The organism is Mesorhizobium sp. M0106 (genome assembly GCF_040322715.1).
In the GTDB taxonomy this organism is placed as follows: domain Bacteria; phylum Pseudomonadota; class Alphaproteobacteria; order Rhizobiales; family Rhizobiaceae; genus Mesorhizobium.
The window spans coordinates 31175-46981 of record NZ_JAMYUA010000016.1 but is presented as its reverse complement, the minus strand read 5'-3'; the positions used below and the strand labels follow the sequence as shown (position 1 = coordinate 46981).

The window sequence follows — 15807 nt, the reverse complement described above, 5'->3', positions numbered from 1 at the left end:
CGGCCGATGAGCGACGCAGCATCCGAATCACGCACCAACGCCACCGAATATACGGTGAGCGAAATTTCCGGCGCGCTGAAGCGTACGGTCGAGGACGTCTTCGGCAATGTACGGGTGCGCGGCGAGATTTCCGGCTATCGCGGACCGCATTCCTCCGGCCATGCCTATTTCTGCCTGAAGGACGATCGCGCGCGGCTCGACGCCGTGGTGTGGAAGACCACGATGAGCCGGCTGAAATTCCGTCCAGAGGAAGGCATGGAGGTGATCGCCACCGGCCGGCTCACCACCTATCCCGGAAAGTCGAACTACCAGATCGTTATCGACAATCTCGAGCCGGCCGGTGCCGGTGCGCTGATGGCGCTGCTGGACGAGCGCAAGCGCCGGCTGCAGGCCGAAGGCCTGTTCGACGCGGCACGCAAGCGGCGTCTGCCGTTCATGCCCTGCGTCATCGGCGTCGTCACCTCGCCGACAGGCGCCGTCATCCGCGACATCATCCACCGCATCAAGGATCGGTTTCCACTGCACGTGCTGGTCTGGCCGGTGCGGGTGCAGGGCGAGACGGCTGGTGCGGAAGTGACCGCTGCCGTCAACGGCTTCAACGCACTGCCATGGGACGGCGCCATCGCGCGGCCCGATCTGTTGATCGTGGCGCGCGGCGGCGGCAGCCTGGAGGATCTGTGGGGCTTCAACGACGAAGCGCTCGCCCGGGCCGTCGCCGCTTCGGGCATTCCGGTGATTTCCGCGGTCGGCCACGAGACCGACTGGACATTGATCGATCTGGCGGCGGATGTACGGGCGCCGACGCCGACAGGCGCCGCCGAGATCGCCGTGCCGGTCAAGGTCGACCTCGAAGCGACGCTTGCCGGCCTTGGCGCGCGGTTGAAGACCGCACTGTCGCGCAATTTCGAACGCAAGCGGCAGGCGGCACGCGCGGCCGCCCGTGCGCTGCCCTCGCCCGACCAGTTGCTGGCGCTGCCACGGCGGCGCTTCGACGAGGCGACGAGCCGGCTCGGCCGGGCGCTGTCGGTCAGCGTCGAGCGCAAGCGAGCCAGGCTTCTGGGGCAGCGGCTGACGCCGGCGACTTTGTCGCGGCGCATGAACGAAGCCCGCACTCTGACGCGCCGCGACCTCGCCCGTGCGCAAGCGGCTTTCTTCGCCATCGTGCGCGAGCGTCGAGCGCGGTTTTCGCGCACGGCGACTAGACTGTCACCGGCGCCGATCGCAAGACGGCAGAAACTGCAAGGCGATGCCCTGCTGGCGCTGACGCGGCGTCAGGACCAGGCAATTTCGCGGCGGCTGGACCGTCTGCGTGGAAAACTGACGCAGGCAGACCGGCTGCTGGCGACGCTCTCGCACAAGGCCGTGCTGGCGCGAGGCTTCGCGCTGGTCAAGGATGTGGACGGCGCCGTGGTCAAGCATGCGGCAGAAGTTGTGTCGGGGATGGCGCTTTCGCTGGAGTTCGCCGACGGCACCGCCGATGCAGTCGCCATCAGTGGCACGGCGCGGCCGAAGACGGTTGCCAAGCCCGCGGCCAAGCTCAAGGCGCCAGGCGGCCAAGGTTCGCTTTTCTGAGGAAGAAATGACCGACCCGCATCTTGCGACGTCCTCGGGCAAACTGCGCGCCCGTGCCTTCGCGATCCCATTCGAGGGCACGCCAGGCCGCTTCAATGCCATCACCGATGTGCCTGGCGTGATGGTCGGCTATACGACGCTGATCTCAGGGGATGGGCCGCTCGTCGTCGGCAAGGGTCCGGTACGCACCGGCGTGACCGCGATCCTGCCACGGCCCAGAGGCGAGTTGGCCGTCCCGGCGTTCGCCGGGATGTTCAGCGCCAATGGCAATGGCGAACTGACCGGCTCGCATCTGATAGAGGAACTCGGAGCGTTCAATCTTCCCATCACCATCACCAACACCCATTCCTGCGGCGTCAGCCGCGACGCAACGTTGCGCTGGATGCAGACGGTGCTGCCGCAATCGCTCGACAGCGCCTGGGCGCTGCCGGTGGCGGGCGAGACTTACGACGGCTTCCTGAACGATATCAACGGCCACCATGTGAGCTTCGAGCACGTGTTTTCCGCGCTCGAAACGGCTGAAAGCGGGCCGATCGACGAGGGCAGCGTCGGCGGCGGCACCGGCATGATCACCTTCGGCTTCAAGGCAGGGTCCGGCACATCCTCGCGCAGCGTCGACTGGAATGGAGAGCGTTTCACGATCGGCTGCTTCGTCCAGTCGAATTTCGGTGCACGGCGAAACCTCGTGATCCGTGGCATCAGAGCCGGAGCGGAACTCGCCGAACCGGCGATCCGGGACAACACGCCGCGAGCGGAAAAGAGCTCCATCATCGCGATCGTCGCCACCGATGCGCCATTCATGCCGCATCAGTTGAAAAGACTGGCGAAACGCGTGCCGCTCGGCGTGGCGCTGATCGGCGGCTATGGATACAATTCGTCCGGCGATATTTTTCTGGCCTTCAGCACGGCCAATGCCGACGCGGCGCGCGGCGCGGCCGGCAAGCTGGTCAGCGCCGGCTACATACCGGATGCCGATATCAACCCGTTCTTCGACGCCGTCGTTCAGAGCGTGGAGGAAGCAATCCTCAACGCGCTGGTCGCCAATGAAGACATGACCGGGCGCGACGGCAATTTCGTGCCGGCATTGCCGAAAGAGTGGCTCGAGGAGAGATTTGGCAAGGCTGCGCGGCGATAGGACCGCGCAACTGCATCAGACAGGCATTGTTCGCCCGGCAGGTTTTGCCGGGGCGGTCCGTCAGCCGGCAGGCTTGTTGGAATTCTGCTCGTCCTGGTCGGCCTCGGCCGCCTCTTCGAGCCTCGAAGCAATGAGCTCCTGAATGTCGCCGACCTCTTCCTGGATATCCTCCAGGGGTATGCCGGCTTCGGCGGCCTTGGCCGCACATTCCCTGGCGAGGGTCTCGGCCTGCTTCTCGATCCTGGCTGGCGAGGGCTGGCAGTGGACTTTTTCGCCAATCCACCCGCGCAAGAACTCGATTGCGTGTTCACTCATACTGCTGTTTCCCTAGCGGCTATGCCGGTTGGTAATCATAAACGTCGGCATCTTCGAAAAGATGCGTGCTGCCATTCGAGCCGAGTCGGCTTCGCCCGGCAAGCCGAACTTGTCCGAGGTCCACAGAGCCGAAGGGAATGGAGGGTTCAAGGAGCACGTTCTAGTTCTTGAGGACTGATTCTCTCGAGGAAACTCGTTCGACCCGCGCTATTGTTTCTATTTGCTTTTTGTCGGTTTTCAAGCCGTTTTAGATCACAATAGATGTCACAATAGCTAGCACATTTACCGCCCTCTCGCCGGCACCATGTAAGAGGCGAGCCGTCAAAGCCGCCGCTATATAGTGATAACCATTTGCAATGTCGACTCTGCTTGCGGTCCTGCTTCTTTCCGCCGCGCTTGCTGGGAGATATGTGGTGTGACGGGCCTTGCCGTGCAAGCTGCCGAGCGCCTCATGCAAGGCATGCAATAGCGTCTTGTGGAAACCCTGAAGTGCTTGTCTCAGGGTGGCTCTCTACCGCTGGCGGTAAAGGATCATGCCGGCATGATAGAGGACGCCTTCGACGAACTCACCATCCGCGGTGAAGCCCGTATCGTCCCAGTATTCTATGTGGTTGCCGTGCACTTCATAGCGTCCCCGGTAGGCGCCTTCGCGGTCACCGCGCGCTTCGTCATAACGGCCGTTCGGCAGGAGTTCGTGCCTGATATGGCGATCCTCGGTGACCCACATTCCGACATAGGGATGAGCTTGGTGCGTCATTGGTTCCTCCGCAAGGATTGGAGTTGCAGGAAGGGTCAGGCCGGTTGGAGCTACAGCAACGGCAATACCCGTAAGCACTGCGGCCAAAGTGGATCGCATCAATGCGCCGCCTTCGTCGGACGCACGACTATCTCGTTGACGTCGACATCGTCGGGCTGTTCGATTGCATAGCGCACTGCCCTGGCGATGGCATCGGGTTGCAGGGCAATAGCACGCCAGCTTTTCATGGCGGCGGCAGCGGCTTCGTCGGAGATCGTGTTCGCCAGCTCGCTTTCCACCACGCCAGGATGAATGCAGGTTACGCGGATATCGTCACTCTCCTGGCGGAGCCCATCGGAAATCGCGCGGACAGCGTATTTCGTTGCGCAATAGACGGCAGCCGTGGGCGAGACGGCCAGTGCGCCAATGGAACCGATATTGATGATGTGACCGGAGCCGCGTGCCGTCATCTCGGGCAGAACCGCCGCGACGCCGTACAGAACACCCTTGATGTTGACGTCCACCATCAGCTCCCACTCGTCGACCTTCATGGCTGCCATGGCCGACAGCGGCATGACGCCCGCATTGTTGACGATGACATCGACCTGGCCCCATTCGGCCCGGGCTGCGTCGGCGAATGCTGCGACATCCGCCCTCCTGGTGACGTCGAGCGCTCGCACGCGAACCGTTCCACCAGCTGCCTCGATTTCGGCCGCAAGCGCTTCAAGGCGGTCGGTGCGGCGTGCGCCGAGCATCAGCTTCGCACCTGCCGCGCCAAGCTCGCGGGCAATGCCAGCGCCGATGCCGCTGGAGGCACCGGTGATCAGAACAACTCTGTTCATGGTCATCGAGATGATCCTTTTGGTCTGTGATTATTTTCACGATGTGAAGGGATTGGGTGCGGGTGAGCTCCCGCGGCGCGCCGGCCCTATTTGGGGGGCTCACTGGGCGGTGTAGCCGCCATCGACCAGAAGCAAGGCCCCGGTGATGAAACTGGATGCCGGCGAGGCAAGAAAGGCGATGGCCTCGGCAACTTCTTGCGGCTGGCCGATCCGGCCGATTGGATGCGCGCCGCCGAAGCTGCGCAGCATCTCCCGGCCATTCTCCACCACGCCTTCCATGATGTCGGTTTCGATCACGCCAGGGGCAACGGCGTTGCAGCGAATGCCCATGCGCCCGTATTCGATCGCGATCACCTTGGTCAGCTGTGCGACAGCCGCCTTGGAGGAGGCATAGGCCGCCTGCGTCTCGAAGGCCGCGACGGCCGAGATCGACGAGACATTGACGATCGCGCCGCCACCGCCGGCGGCCATCAGTTCCACTGCGGCACGGGCAGTGACGAAGCTGCCGCGCGCGTTGATCTGCAGAATGCGGTCATAGTCGTCGACCGAGGTCTCAGTCAGTCGTTTGTTGAGCGTGCGACCGGCATTGTTCACGACGATGTCCAGCCGTCCGAAGCGCTTCGCGGCGAGTTCGACCGAGCGTCTGGCCAGGTGCTCGTCGGCGACATCGCCGACCAGCGTTGCCACATCCTCGGCTTCCAATTCGCGTACGGCGTCGCTGAGATCGCTTGCCACGATCCGGGCGCCGCGCGCCCGCAGCAGTTCCGCCGCGCAGCGGCCGATGCCGCGTGCCGCGCCGGTCACGAGGGCGACTTTTCCATCCAGGTCCCAGGAGGAAGGGAGTGATGTCATGGGATATCTCCTTGGTCAGCCGGCTTCGGCTTGGATCTGGAGGATCAAGCCTTCTTGCCATTGCGACAGAGATAGAGCCGTGGCATTGTCGCGATAACCCGCCCGCCGTTAACCTCGATGGTAAGTTTGACTAACCAATGGATATCGATCTCAATGCAATTGCCGTCTTCGTCGCGGTGGCCGAGGAACGCAATTTTCGTGCTGCGGCAGGCCGGCTGGGCGTGACGCGCTCGGCGGTCAGCCAGAGCATCCTCAGGCTTGAACAGCGCCTTGGCATCGCATTGCTGCAGCGCACGACACGCAGCGTCAACCTGACCGAAGCGGGCGAGCGCCTGCTGGCGAGCGTCGCACCGGCGATCGCCGACGTGAACGCGGCAATCGAAGCCACCACGGAGTTGCTGGACCGCCCGCGCGGCCGCCTGCGGATCGCGGTTTCGTCGATCGCAGAGGCCTTTCTGTCAGGACCGTTGCTGGCGTCCTTTGCAGAAAGGTTTCCCGAGGTGCATCTGGATATTGTGGTCACCGACGAGGAATTCGACATCGTTGCCGAAGGCTATGATGCGGGAGTGAGGCTCGGCGAAGTGATCGAGCAGGACATGATTGCCGTGCCGGTATCGGGCGATCAGCGGCAGGTGGCCGTCTGCGCCCCGCGCTATCTCGAAAAGTTCGGAGCACCCGCCCATCCGCGCGAGCTTGTGGCTCATCGCTGTATCGGCTGGCGGCCGGCGCCGGGAGTTTCGCCCTATCGGTGGGAGTTCGGCGAGGACGGGCGCGAGTTCGACGTGGCGGTTGCGCCCGAGATCACTACCAACGACATGTGGCTGATGATCCGGCTGGCCGTTGCGGGCGCCGGGATCACGTTCGGCATGGCCGATACATTCCGCCCCTGGCTCGACCGCGGCGAGCTCGTGCCAATCCTCGACGGCTATTTTCCGCCGTTTGCGGGTTTCTATCTTTATTTCCCCAGCAGACGGAATATCGCGCCGAAGCTGAGGGCCCTCGTGGACCACCTGCGCGCCACGCGCCAGGCGCGGGATCGCAGGTAACCGCAACCGGATCGTAGAGATCGCTTGCGCTATTGGTCAGAAGCCTGGCTGAAAGCTGAATGGTACCGTTGGCTGGGATCGAACCAGCGACCTCCGGATCCACAATCCGGCGCTCTAACCATCTGAGCTACAACGGCACGTTTGCCTGAGCGGGATCGAGATGAAACGTTCGGGACCCGCTCTGTCGTTCGGCGATGCGTCCATACGGGCTATCGGAGTTTAATTCAAGGCTTTTGGCAAGGCAAAAGCTCGCTCCGGCATCGAGTCATTTTCCGCCGGACAAAAGAAAAGGCCGGCGGGAGGAGGTGCCGGCCTTTTCCTGTTACGAGCCAGCGGGAGGAGGTGCTGGCTGGTCATCCCGGTGAGCAGAGGGAGGAGGTTCCACCCGCCGGGTATTCACTTAAACCACTATATCGCACATCTATTTGTCTGACGAAATGCGACCTTTTGATGCATCGTCAAACTGTGCGCAAATATTAGGCGATCTTGATTTCTTTCACGGCCTTCTCGAAGGCGGTCTTGATCGGCTTGGATACGTCCTCGGCCGCCTTGGCAGCAACCGCCTGGAAGTCCTTAGCCTGCTCGACGGTCATTTCGACGCGCTTGCGCAGGAAAGCGGTCTGCAACTCGACGACTTCCGACAGCGACTTGGCGCCGATCAGGGCTTCGAAATGCGCGAAGCCGGCTTCGGCATTGGCGCGCAGGGCGGCAATGGTCTTGAGCGACAGGTCGCTGGAAACGGTCTTGGCGGTCTCGTAGGTCGACTCCAGAGCCTTCTGGGTCTCCTCGGCGCCGGTCTTCAGCTTGGCATAGGCCTCTTTCGACTGCTCAACGCCCTTTTCGGCGAAGGCACGGATCTGGTCGGTGGCCTTCGAAGCGTCAAAGCTCGGGAACTCAACGTTTTCGATCGTTTCAGCGGTCTTGGTCCTGGACATTTTCCATCCTTTTCAGCGGCAGCGGCTTTGACAAAATGCCGTCTCGTTCATCTATCATGGCAATATAAAGGCAAATTTTGTGCATTGCAACATGTTTGTTGCATCGCACCATAAAATATTTGGTTCGCGGCGTTAACCACGCGCCTAGAGATTCCGCTGGTTGCACGCTATGACTTGTGGACCTTCGCGCCGTCGGCTTTTATTAACAAAGCGTTAACCGCAAATTGCCCGCTCTGTGAGGGTCGCCAAGCGCATGCCGGCTGAAAACTACTCCTTCCTCGACGTCGCCGTGCTCGACGCCGTCCGCCTGCGCTTCGCCGCAGGCGACGCGATCGCCATTCTGTCGGCAGATCTCGAGCAGGTGATCTGGGCCAACGGGCCCGGCGCGGCGGTATTCGGCTATCCGGACATCGGCGCTATCATCGGCGCCTCGGCAGGGTTGCCGCTGATCGCCCGGCGCCAGATCATGGCAACCAGCGGTTTTCCGCAGATCGGCCGCGACCGTGCCATCACGGTCCGGCTGGCGACCGGCCTGACCAGCCGCGCGGTCGGCTTCCTGGCCAGCGCAGTGACCATGCCCGATGGCGAGGAAACCATCATGCTGGCCTTGCCGGCGGCGCAGACCGGCTCGCGCAGCGCGGCCGAGATCGCCGACCGCGCCATCGGTGGCTTTACGGAAGACGGCCACTACATCGCCTTTGTCGATGCCAAGGGCAATATCGACGCCGCATCGGACGGCTTTTCGGCGCTCGGCATCCGGCCTGAGACGCTGGCCGCACTTGTCGCCGACGTGGCGAACGAGAGCGACCGCATCGTCAAGCGCCTGGTTCCGGGTGGGTCCAGCTCCTATCCCGCGGGCCTTGCCCGGCTGACGGAAGAGCGGCACCTGCTGGTGGTGATCGACGAGGACCGGCTTGACGGCGAGGCCCCCGATGGCGAGCGCGCCGGCGGGGAAACCGAGGCGGCAGCGGCACCGAGCGATGGCGATCTTCCCCAGCCAACGGACCAGGACAACGAGCAGCCAATCGCCAGCACCGGCGCGGCGAAGATCGACCTTGCAGCGATGGAAGGCACCTCGGCATCGGCGGAGCACGAACCTGCCGACGCGGCCGACGATCAACACACGGTTGGCGAAACGCCGACGCAGCATGACCATTGGTACTTCAATGCCGGCGACGACGCGCAGGTCCCGCCCGGGGCAGCTGTGTCCGGCGAAGTCGAGACCCCAGCCAGCCCGGATACTTCGCCGGAAAGCGCCGCAAAAGCCACCAAAGCCGCCTCGCCGGCCGAACACCGCGCTTCGGCGATCGATCGCACCGCCGCGCCCATGCGTTTCGTCTGGCGTACCGACGCGGAGGGCCGGTTCAGCGCCCTGTCGCCGGAATTTGCCGAGCTCGTCGGCAAGCCTGCAGCCGACGTGATCGGCCGTCGCTTCGAGGATGTTTCGGCCGCCTATGGCCTCGATGCTTCTGGCGAGATTGCCGGTCTGCTCGAACGGCGCGACACCTGGTCCGGCCGCTCCGTGCTGTGGCCGGTCGCCGGCACCGATCTGAAGATACCCGTCGATCTGGCGGCGCTCCCGGTTTACAGCCGCAGCCGCGTTTTCGAAGGTTTTCGCGGTTTCGGCGTGGCCAGGAGCGGCGATGCGGTGGCCGATCCGGATGCCGTCGGCATGGCCCTTGTCGCCGAGGAGAAACCTGCCGCGACCATCGGGCCGAAAGCCGTCGAACCTCTCCCCGAGACACCTAAACCCGCCGATCCGTTCAGGGGCGAAGTGCCGGCATTGACCATCGTGCCAAAACCCGAGCGGCGCTTTGCCGACAAGGTGATCCGGCTGGCCGAGCACCGGCAGCCGGCCAACGACAAGGGCCTGTCGACGCTGGAACGCAGCGCGTTTCGCGAGATTGGCGAGCGTCTCAAGAAGGACAGCACCCCGGCCGAAGAACAGCCCGGCGCCGGAAAGCAGAAGCCGGTTGAGAAAGTCGAGGCAGCCGGCAGGGCCGACGAGCCAAAGCTGAAAGAAGCCGGGCTGGCGGACAAGGGTGAGATGCCGGCACAAGGTCCGGAAAGCGAGGCGGCTGCCGCCGAACCGCCAGAGGCCGATGCCGAGGACCAGAAGGACCTTGCCCGGCTCGACGGCGAGCAGCCGGATGAGGCGGTAGCAGAGGCGCAAGCCGGCGAACCCGTCACACGCCCTGTTTCCGGATCGCTGCTCGACTATGCCGACCGCGAACCCAGCGACGAAGCGCAGGAAGGCATTGAGCCCAGCACGAACCGTCGAACGATCGTCGCCGAAGCGCCGCGGGATGGCGACGACGACAGCATGACGGCCGAAGATTTCCGTGACGCCGAGGACAGCGAGGATTGGTCCGAGGACAGCGCAGCCGCAGCCGACGCTGCCGGCCAGGTGCCGCCCATCGAGCGGCCGCAGGCACCACCGCTCAAACTCGACGGCTTCGTGCCGTCGGCGTTTGCCGGAGAGGACAACAAGGGGCCGGATACCTCGATCCTCGGCAAGCTGCCAGTACCGGTGCTTATCCATTCCGGCGATCAACTGCACTACGCGAACGACGAATTCCTCGGCTTGACCAGCTATGCGACGCTCAATGCCCTGGACGAGGCCGGCGGGCTCGGCGCGCTGTTTGCCGACCCTTATGCCGACGACGGCAGTTCGGACGGCGGCGACCGCGCTCTGCGGCTGAAGACGCGCGAAGGTCAGGAGTTTCCGATCGATGCGATTTTACGCTCCGTACCCTGGGGAAACGGCAAGGCGCTGATGCTGGTCGTACGTCGTTCCGGCGACGACGAAGCAGCAGCCATTCCGCATGGCGCCGCCGAAGACCAAACGCAGCCGGATGTTTCCGAGCTCAAGGCACGCATTGCCGAAATGCGCACCATCATCGACACCGCCACCGACGGCGTCGTGCTGATCGGCCGTAACGGAACGATCCGTTCAATTAGCCGTCCGGCGGAAGCGCTGTTCGGCTTCGACAGCGACGAGGTGACCGGCAAACCGTTCGTCTCGCTGTTTGCGATCGAAAGCCAGCGCGCGGCGCGTGACTATCTCGAGGGGTTGTCGGAGCCCGGCGTTGCAAGCGTGATGAACGATGGCCGCGAGGTGATCGGGCGCGAGGCGCAGGGGCGTTTCATTCCGCTGTTCATGACCATCGGCAGGCTGCCCAACGACAGCGGCTTCTGCGCGGTGGTGCGCGATATCACCCAGTGGAAGCGGGCCGAAGAGGACTTGACCCAGGCGCGCGCGGTCGCCGAACGCGCCTCGTCGCAGAAGACCGATTTTCTGGCCCGCATCAGCCACGAGATCCGCACGCCGCTCAACGCCATAATCGGCTTTTCCGAGCTGATGGTCGACGAGAAATTCGGGCCGGTGGCCAATGACCGCTATCGCGACTATCTGCGCGACATCAACCGTTCGGGCAACCACGTGCTCGATCTGGTCAACGACCTGCTCGACATTTCGAAAATCGAGGCCGGCCAGCAGGAGATGGCCTATGAGGCGGTGTCGCTTAACGACACGCTTGCCGAAACCGTGGCGATGATGCAGCCGCAAGCCAACCGGGAACGCGTCATCATCCGCTCCAGCTTCGCCTCGCGGCTGCCGGAAGTGGTGGCCGATCTGCGCAGCGTGCGGCAGATCGCGCTCAACATCCTATCGAACGCCGTCCGCTACACGCAGGCCGGCGGCCAGGTGATCGTGTCGACGGCCTACGAGATCTCCGGCGATGTCGTCATGCGCGTGCGCGATACCGGCATCGGCATGAGCCAGTCCGAGATAGAGCAGGCGCTGAAGCCGTTCAAGCAGATCAATGCGCTGAAGCGCGGCCGTGGCGACGGCACGGGTCTTGGGCTGCCGCTGACCAAGGCGATGGTCGAAGCGAACCGGGCCCGGTTCACCATCAACTCGACGCCCGGCGAGGGAACCCTGGTCGAAGTCGCCTTTCCCTCGACCCGCGTGCTCGCCGGTTAGCTATGGTTGCGCAAAGAAAAAAGGCGTCCAACAGGACGCCTTGAGAAATTGGAATTGCTGTCACAACGGGGCTTGAGCGAATCAGATCCTCTCGGGGCTAAGAGGAACGGGATTTCTCCCTCAAGTTACGCACGACTATTGATGCCGGGGCCTTAACAAATCCTTACCGGCACGCCGGAAAATTTACCAATGTGTACCACTCATGAAATCTAGGTAAATTCCGAAGAGATAATTTGTTAACGATACCTGAGACCTCAAAACGGCTCCCACCTTGGATCCCGTGGTCAGTCGGCAAGCTGCGGCAGGTTGCGGAACAGCTCGAGCGCTTCGGGATTGGCGAGCGCTTCCTTGTTCTTGATGGCGCGGCCGTGCACCATGTCGCGTACCGCGAGCTCGGTGATCTTGCCCGATTTGGTTCGCGGAATATCGCTGACGGCGACGATCTTGGCCGGCACGTGGCGCGGGCTCGCCCCGGTGCGGATTTTCGCGCGGATGCGTTTTTCCAGCTCGGCATCGAGCTCAACGCCGGCCGCCAGCCGCACGAACAGCACGACACGCACGTCATTGTCGAAATCCTGGCCGATGCACAGCGCTTCGAGGATTTCCGGCATCTGCTCGACCTGATTGTAGATCTCCGCCGTGCCGATCCTGACACCGCCCGGATTGAGCGTGGCGTCGGAACGGCCATGGATGATCAGGCCGCCATGGACGGTCCATTCGGCGAAATCGCCGTGGCACCAGACATCGTCGAAACGTTCGAAATAGGCGGCTTTGTATTTCCTGCCGTTAGGGTCGTTCCAGAAGCCGATCGGCATTGCCGGAAACGCCTTGGTGCAGACGAGCTCGCCCTTCTCCTGGCGGAGCGGGCGGCCGTCATCGGCCCAGACATCGACGGCAAGGCCGAGCCCGGGCCCTTGGATCTCGCCGGTCCATACCGGTTCGATCGGCACGCCGAGCACGAAGCAGGAGACGATATCGGTGCCGCCGGAAATCGAAGCCAGATGCACGTCCTTCTTGATGCCTTCATAGACGAAGCGGAAATCTTCCGGCGATAGCGGCGAGCCGGTCGATGAGATGGTGCGCACGCTGGAAAGATCATGCGTGCGGATCGGCTTCAGGCCGGCCTTGCGCACGGAATCGATGAATTTGGCCGAGGTGCCGAAATAGGTCATCTTTTCGGCATCGGCGAAGTCGAACAGCGCATTGCCGTCCGGGTAGAACGGCGAGCCGTCGTAGAGCAGCAAGGTGGCGCCCGATGCCAGGCCCGACACCAGCCAGTTCCACATCATCCAGCCGCAGGTGGTGAAGTAGAAGAAGCGGTCGCCGTCGAGCAGGCCGGCATGCAGCCGTTCTTCCTTGACGTGCTGGATCAGCGTTCCGCCGGCCGAATGGACAATGCATTTGGGAATGCCGGTCGTGCCCGATGAAAACAGGATGTACAGCGGATGCGAAAACGGCAGCCTTTCGTAGGCGACAGGCCTTGCGGCAAAGGGTGACAGCGCCTCTTCCAGCGCGGCCGCCTTGCCGATGGTCGCGGCGACGTCGAGCGAGGTGCCGAGATAGTCGACAATGAGGACCTTGCGGACGGTGGCGAGCTTGCCCGCCACGGCCGCGACCTTGTCGGCGACTTCGATTGCCTTGCCATTGTACCAGTAGCCGTCCGGCGCGATGAACACGACAGGCTCGATCTGGCCGAACCGGTCGAGAACCCCCTGCTCGCCGAAATCTGGGGAGCAGGACGACCAGACCGCGCCGATCGAGGCGGCCGCCAGCATTGCAGCAACCGTCTCCGGCATGTTTGGCATCATCGCGGCGATGCGGTCGCCCTTCTTCACCTTGAGCGACAGGAAAAGCTGCTGCAGCCGCGAGGTCAGCGCATGCAGCTCGTTCCAGGACAGCCGCCGCTCGACCTTGTCCTCGCCGCGAAAGACGATTGCATCGCCAAGCCCGGTTTTCTTGAGGAGATTCTCGGCGAAGTTCAGCTTCGCATCAGGGAAGAAGGTCGCGCCGGGCATCTTGTCGCCATCGACCAGCACGCGTTCGCCCTTGTCGCCGATGATGCCACAAAAGTCCCAGACCAGGCTCCAGAAGCCCTCGCGATCATCGATCGACCAGCGATGCAGGTCGGCATAGGAGGAGAAAACCTTGCCGGCCATGTTCGCCGCGGCGTTCATGAAGGCGGTCATCGGCGCCGCGTCGATCTGCTCTTGCGTCGGGATCCAGAGCGGTGCGCCGTCAGCCATCATTGTTTCTCCTTAAAGCACGTCACGTTTGAAGAGATTCACGCGACGCGCTTTAAACTTTTGTCTTTATGCATGTCGTTTATCCCAAAACCGCTGCGCACTTTTGGGCGACATGCATTGGCATCGCTTATGCATATCGCGATGCAGCAGAGCAAGATTTTGTTGGACCGCGCCGGTCAGGGTGTGCGCAAATGCCATCGCCGGGCCATAAAGACTTGAAATGCGTCAGCCGTCGGTTACACCCGTCGGGCGATTTTGTCGGAATGGAAGCATACGGGGCGATATGCCATCACCTTTGATCCGACGCGGAATATGGGCGATCGGCGCAGCCGTCATCGTCATCGCGCTGGTTGTCGCAGCCTTGCCGTTGATCGCCTCGACCCGCATCGTACGCGACCGTATCGCGTGGGAAATGAGCGCGTGGAGCGGTTTCCGGGTCACCATCGACGGCGCGCCGCGTATCGAGGTCTGGCCGAATTTCCGGGCGATCCTGAGCGACGTGACGCTGTCGCAATGGACAGAGACGGATGCGCCGCCCGTGGTCGAGGCCGAACGGGTCGAGGTCGACCTCTCAGCGATGGCGGCGCTGCGTGGCGATGTGGTGTTTTCGACGGCGCGGCTGGTACGACCGACGATCCGGGTCCAGCGTACCGCAAGCGGGTTTTTCCTGCCTGCGATTCCTAGTGGCGGGCGCATTACGCGTTCGATCGATGCTGCCCGCGCGGTGATCAACACAAATCCCGCCAAGCCGGATCTCGGCAAGCTGCCGACAGATCCGTTCGGCACAGTCGAGTTCAGGGACGGGCGCGTAGTGGCTGCCATCGGCGGCAAGGACCAGGAGATATTGAGCAGCCTGAGCGGCCAGGCGAACTGGGCCGCGATGAACAGCAATGCGACGCTGTCGGCGACCGGGATATGGCGCGGCGAAAGTGTTGCCATCGACGCCGCATCGCCGAACCCGCTCGTGCTGTTTGGTGGCGGCACAGCACCGGCCACATTTTCCTTCAAGGCGGCACCGGCCAATTTTTCGTTCGACGGCCGCGCCAGCATGTCGGAGAACGGCTATTTCGACGGCCAGGCGAAATTCGCCGCACCTTCGCTCCGACGCGTGCTCGAATGGTCGCAGGCCGGCATCGCGCCCGGTGCCGCAATCGGCTCGATCTCGGTTTCAAGCAAGATCACGGCGACGGCCGGGCGCGTCAAATTTGAAAACACGGCCCTGACCCTCGACAACAACCCGGGAATGGGTGCGCTGGACTTCACCTATGGTGAGGCACTGCCGGTGATCTCCGGCACACTTGCCTTCGATACGCTCGACCTCAGATCATTTCTCTCCGCCTTTACGCCGGTGCCATCCGCCGGCGGCACCGGCCCGGGCGAAATCGACACGAGCTTCGCCGACCGGATCAATCTCGATCTCAGGCTGTCGGCGGCGCATGCCACCGCCGGCGCCATCCAGCTTGCCGACGTCGCCGCCACCGCCCAGGTCAAGAACGGCCTTGCCGTCTTCGACATCTCGGATGCATCCGCCTTTGGCGGCAACGTCCAGAGCAGCGTCCGTTTCGACCGCAAGCCCGCCGGCACGGAAGTCGAGATCCGGCTGCTTGCTTCCGATATCGACGGCGGCGCTTTCGGCACCGCGGCCGGGATGACGCGGCTGGTGCCGATCGGCACTGGAACCGTTTCGGTCATCCTCAAGGGGCCTGGCAGAACCTGGGACTCGATTTTCGAAAACGCCAATGGCTCGCTGTCCGCGACGTTCGGCGCGGGTGCGCTGAGCCGGCTTAACCTGCCGGCGTTCCTCAAGCACACCGAACAGGGCGGATTCTTCGCGCTGGACGACGTCTCGGACGGAACGCTGCCGATCGACGGGGCCGAGCTCAAGGCAAGCATTTCGAACGGCGTGGCGCGCATCGACAAGGCCGAGGTGAATTCCGCGCAATACAAGATCTGGCTTTCCGGCATCGCATCCTATGCCGGACGCGGGCTGGCGCTGTCCGGCGGCATCGTCCAGCCGAGCCAGGCTGCCACGCAGACGAACGGCCAGGGACCCAATCAGTCGTCCTTCTTCGTCGGCGGAACGTGGAGCACGCCGTTCATCTCGCCGATAAGCCGCGGCGTTTCGGGAGAGTAAGCAGCAGCAGCT

The 15807-nt window shown here is 63.3% G+C and carries 11 protein-coding genes and 1 tRNA gene; 5 read left to right on the top strand and 7 right to left on the bottom strand.

Going from position 1 to position 15807, the window contains the following annotated elements; translation table 11 throughout:
* Window positions 1–6: 6 nt before the first annotated feature.
* Together xseA and NKJ55_RS17280 are read left to right on the top strand one after the other, a co-directional pair.
* Window positions 7–1572, top strand: coding sequence for an exodeoxyribonuclease VII large subunit (gene xseA, locus NKJ55_RS17285; RefSeq protein ID WP_352450946.1), 1566 nt, complete (start codon window positions 7–9; stop codon window positions 1570–1572).
* Between the two features lie 7 nt (window positions 1573–1579).
* Window positions 1580–2707, top strand: coding sequence for a DmpA family aminopeptidase (locus NKJ55_RS17280; protein ID WP_352450945.1), 1128 nt, complete (start codon window positions 1580–1582; stop codon window positions 2705–2707).
* Between the two features lie 60 nt (window positions 2708–2767).
* Here NKJ55_RS17280 and NKJ55_RS17275 read toward each other — a convergent pair whose 3' ends face one another.
* The 4 genes from NKJ55_RS17275 to NKJ55_RS17260 all read right to left on the bottom strand — a co-directional run bounded on the left by NKJ55_RS17275 (window position 2768) and on the right by NKJ55_RS17260 (window position 5452).
* Entirely contained in the window at window positions 2768–3022 is a 255-nt protein-coding gene (locus tag NKJ55_RS17275; protein ID WP_023719384.1) for a DUF768 domain-containing protein, read from the bottom strand.
* A 511-nt stretch (window positions 3023–3533) separates the two neighbouring features.
* Window positions 3534–3878, bottom strand: coding sequence for an Atu4866 domain-containing protein (locus tag NKJ55_RS17270; protein WP_352450944.1), 345 nt, complete (start codon window positions 3876–3878; stop codon window positions 3534–3536).
* Window positions 3878–4606 carry an SDR family oxidoreductase gene (locus tag NKJ55_RS17265; protein ID WP_352450943.1) on the bottom strand — a complete coding sequence of 243 codons (729 nt, stop codon included), beginning with the start codon at window positions 4604–4606 and terminating at the stop codon, window positions 3878–3880. Before NKJ55_RS17265 ends, NKJ55_RS17270 begins: the two co-directional genes overlap by 1 nt.
* Before the next feature lie 93 nt (window positions 4607–4699).
* A complete protein-coding gene (locus NKJ55_RS17260) occupies window positions 4700–5452 on the bottom strand; it encodes an SDR family NAD(P)-dependent oxidoreductase (RefSeq protein ID WP_352450942.1) in 753 nt (250 codons plus the stop codon).
* A 137-nt stretch (window positions 5453–5589) separates the two neighbouring features.
* On the opposite strand from NKJ55_RS17260, the gene NKJ55_RS17255 reads away from it, so the two are divergent.
* Window positions 5590–6498, top strand: coding sequence for a LysR family transcriptional regulator (locus NKJ55_RS17255; RefSeq protein ID WP_352450941.1), 909 nt, complete (start codon window positions 5590–5592; stop codon window positions 6496–6498).
* A gap of 60 nt (window positions 6499–6558) precedes the next feature.
* On the opposite strand, the gene NKJ55_RS17250 is transcribed toward NKJ55_RS17255, so the two are convergent.
* Both NKJ55_RS17250 and NKJ55_RS17245 read right to left on the bottom strand, forming a co-directional pair.
* A tRNA-His gene (locus NKJ55_RS17250) sits at window positions 6559–6635 on the bottom strand.
* A gap of 339 nt (window positions 6636–6974) precedes the next feature.
* On the bottom strand, window positions 6975–7433 hold the full coding sequence (locus tag NKJ55_RS17245; RefSeq protein ID WP_352450940.1) for a phasin: 459 nt from the start codon (window positions 7431–7433) through the stop codon (window positions 6975–6977).
* A gap of 253 nt (window positions 7434–7686) precedes the next feature.
* On the opposite strand from NKJ55_RS17245, the gene NKJ55_RS17240 reads away from it, so the two are divergent.
* Complete coding sequence (locus NKJ55_RS17240; protein WP_352450939.1) at window positions 7687–11418, top strand: PAS domain S-box protein; 3732 nt, start codon at window positions 7687–7689, stop codon at window positions 11416–11418.
* A 284-nt stretch (window positions 11419–11702) separates the two neighbouring features.
* On the opposite strand, the gene NKJ55_RS17235 is transcribed toward NKJ55_RS17240, so the two are convergent.
* Window positions 11703–13661, bottom strand: coding sequence for an acetoacetate--CoA ligase (locus NKJ55_RS17235; protein WP_352450938.1), 1959 nt, complete (start codon window positions 13659–13661; stop codon window positions 11703–11705).
* Between the two features lie 283 nt (window positions 13662–13944).
* Here NKJ55_RS17235 and NKJ55_RS17230 point away from each other — a divergent pair, with 283 nt between their 5' ends.
* Complete coding sequence (locus tag NKJ55_RS17230; protein WP_352450937.1) at window positions 13945–15795, top strand: AsmA family protein; 1851 nt, start codon at window positions 13945–13947, stop codon at window positions 15793–15795.
* The last annotated feature ends 12 nt before the right edge of the window (window positions 15796–15807 follow it).

Bases quoted from the DNA above. Each gene is read 5' to 3' on its own strand.
- xseA (WP_352450946.1), top strand. From the start codon at position 7: ATGAGCGACGCAGCATCCGAATCACGCACCAACGCCACCGAATATACG.
- NKJ55_RS17280 (WP_352450945.1), top strand. From the start codon at position 1,580: ATGACCGACCCGCATCTTGCGACGTCCTCGGGCAAACTGCGCGCCCGT.
- NKJ55_RS17275 (WP_023719384.1), bottom strand. From the start codon at position 3,022: ATGAGTGAACACGCAATCGAGTTCTTGCGCGGGTGGATTGGCGAAAAA.
- NKJ55_RS17270 (WP_352450944.1), bottom strand. From the start codon at position 3,878: ATGCGATCCACTTTGGCCGCAGTGCTTACGGGTATTGCCGTTGCTGTA.
- NKJ55_RS17265 (WP_352450943.1), bottom strand. From the start codon at position 4,606: ATGACCATGAACAGAGTTGTTCTGATCACCGGTGCCTCCAGCGGCATC.
- NKJ55_RS17260 (WP_352450942.1), bottom strand. From the start codon at position 5,452: ATGACATCACTCCCTTCCTCCTGGGACCTGGATGGAAAAGTCGCCCTC.
- NKJ55_RS17255 (WP_352450941.1), top strand. From the start codon at position 5,590: ATGGATATCGATCTCAATGCAATTGCCGTCTTCGTCGCGGTGGCCGAG.
- NKJ55_RS17245 (WP_352450940.1), bottom strand. From the start codon at position 7,433: ATGTCCAGGACCAAGACCGCTGAAACGATCGAAAACGTTGAGTTCCCG.
- NKJ55_RS17240 (WP_352450939.1), top strand. From the start codon at position 7,687: ATGCCGGCTGAAAACTACTCCTTCCTCGACGTCGCCGTGCTCGACGCC.
- NKJ55_RS17235 (WP_352450938.1), bottom strand. From the start codon at position 13,661: ATGGCTGACGGCGCACCGCTCTGGATCCCGACGCAAGAGCAGATCGAC.
- NKJ55_RS17230 (WP_352450937.1), top strand. From the start codon at position 13,945: ATGCCATCACCTTTGATCCGACGCGGAATATGGGCGATCGGCGCAGCC.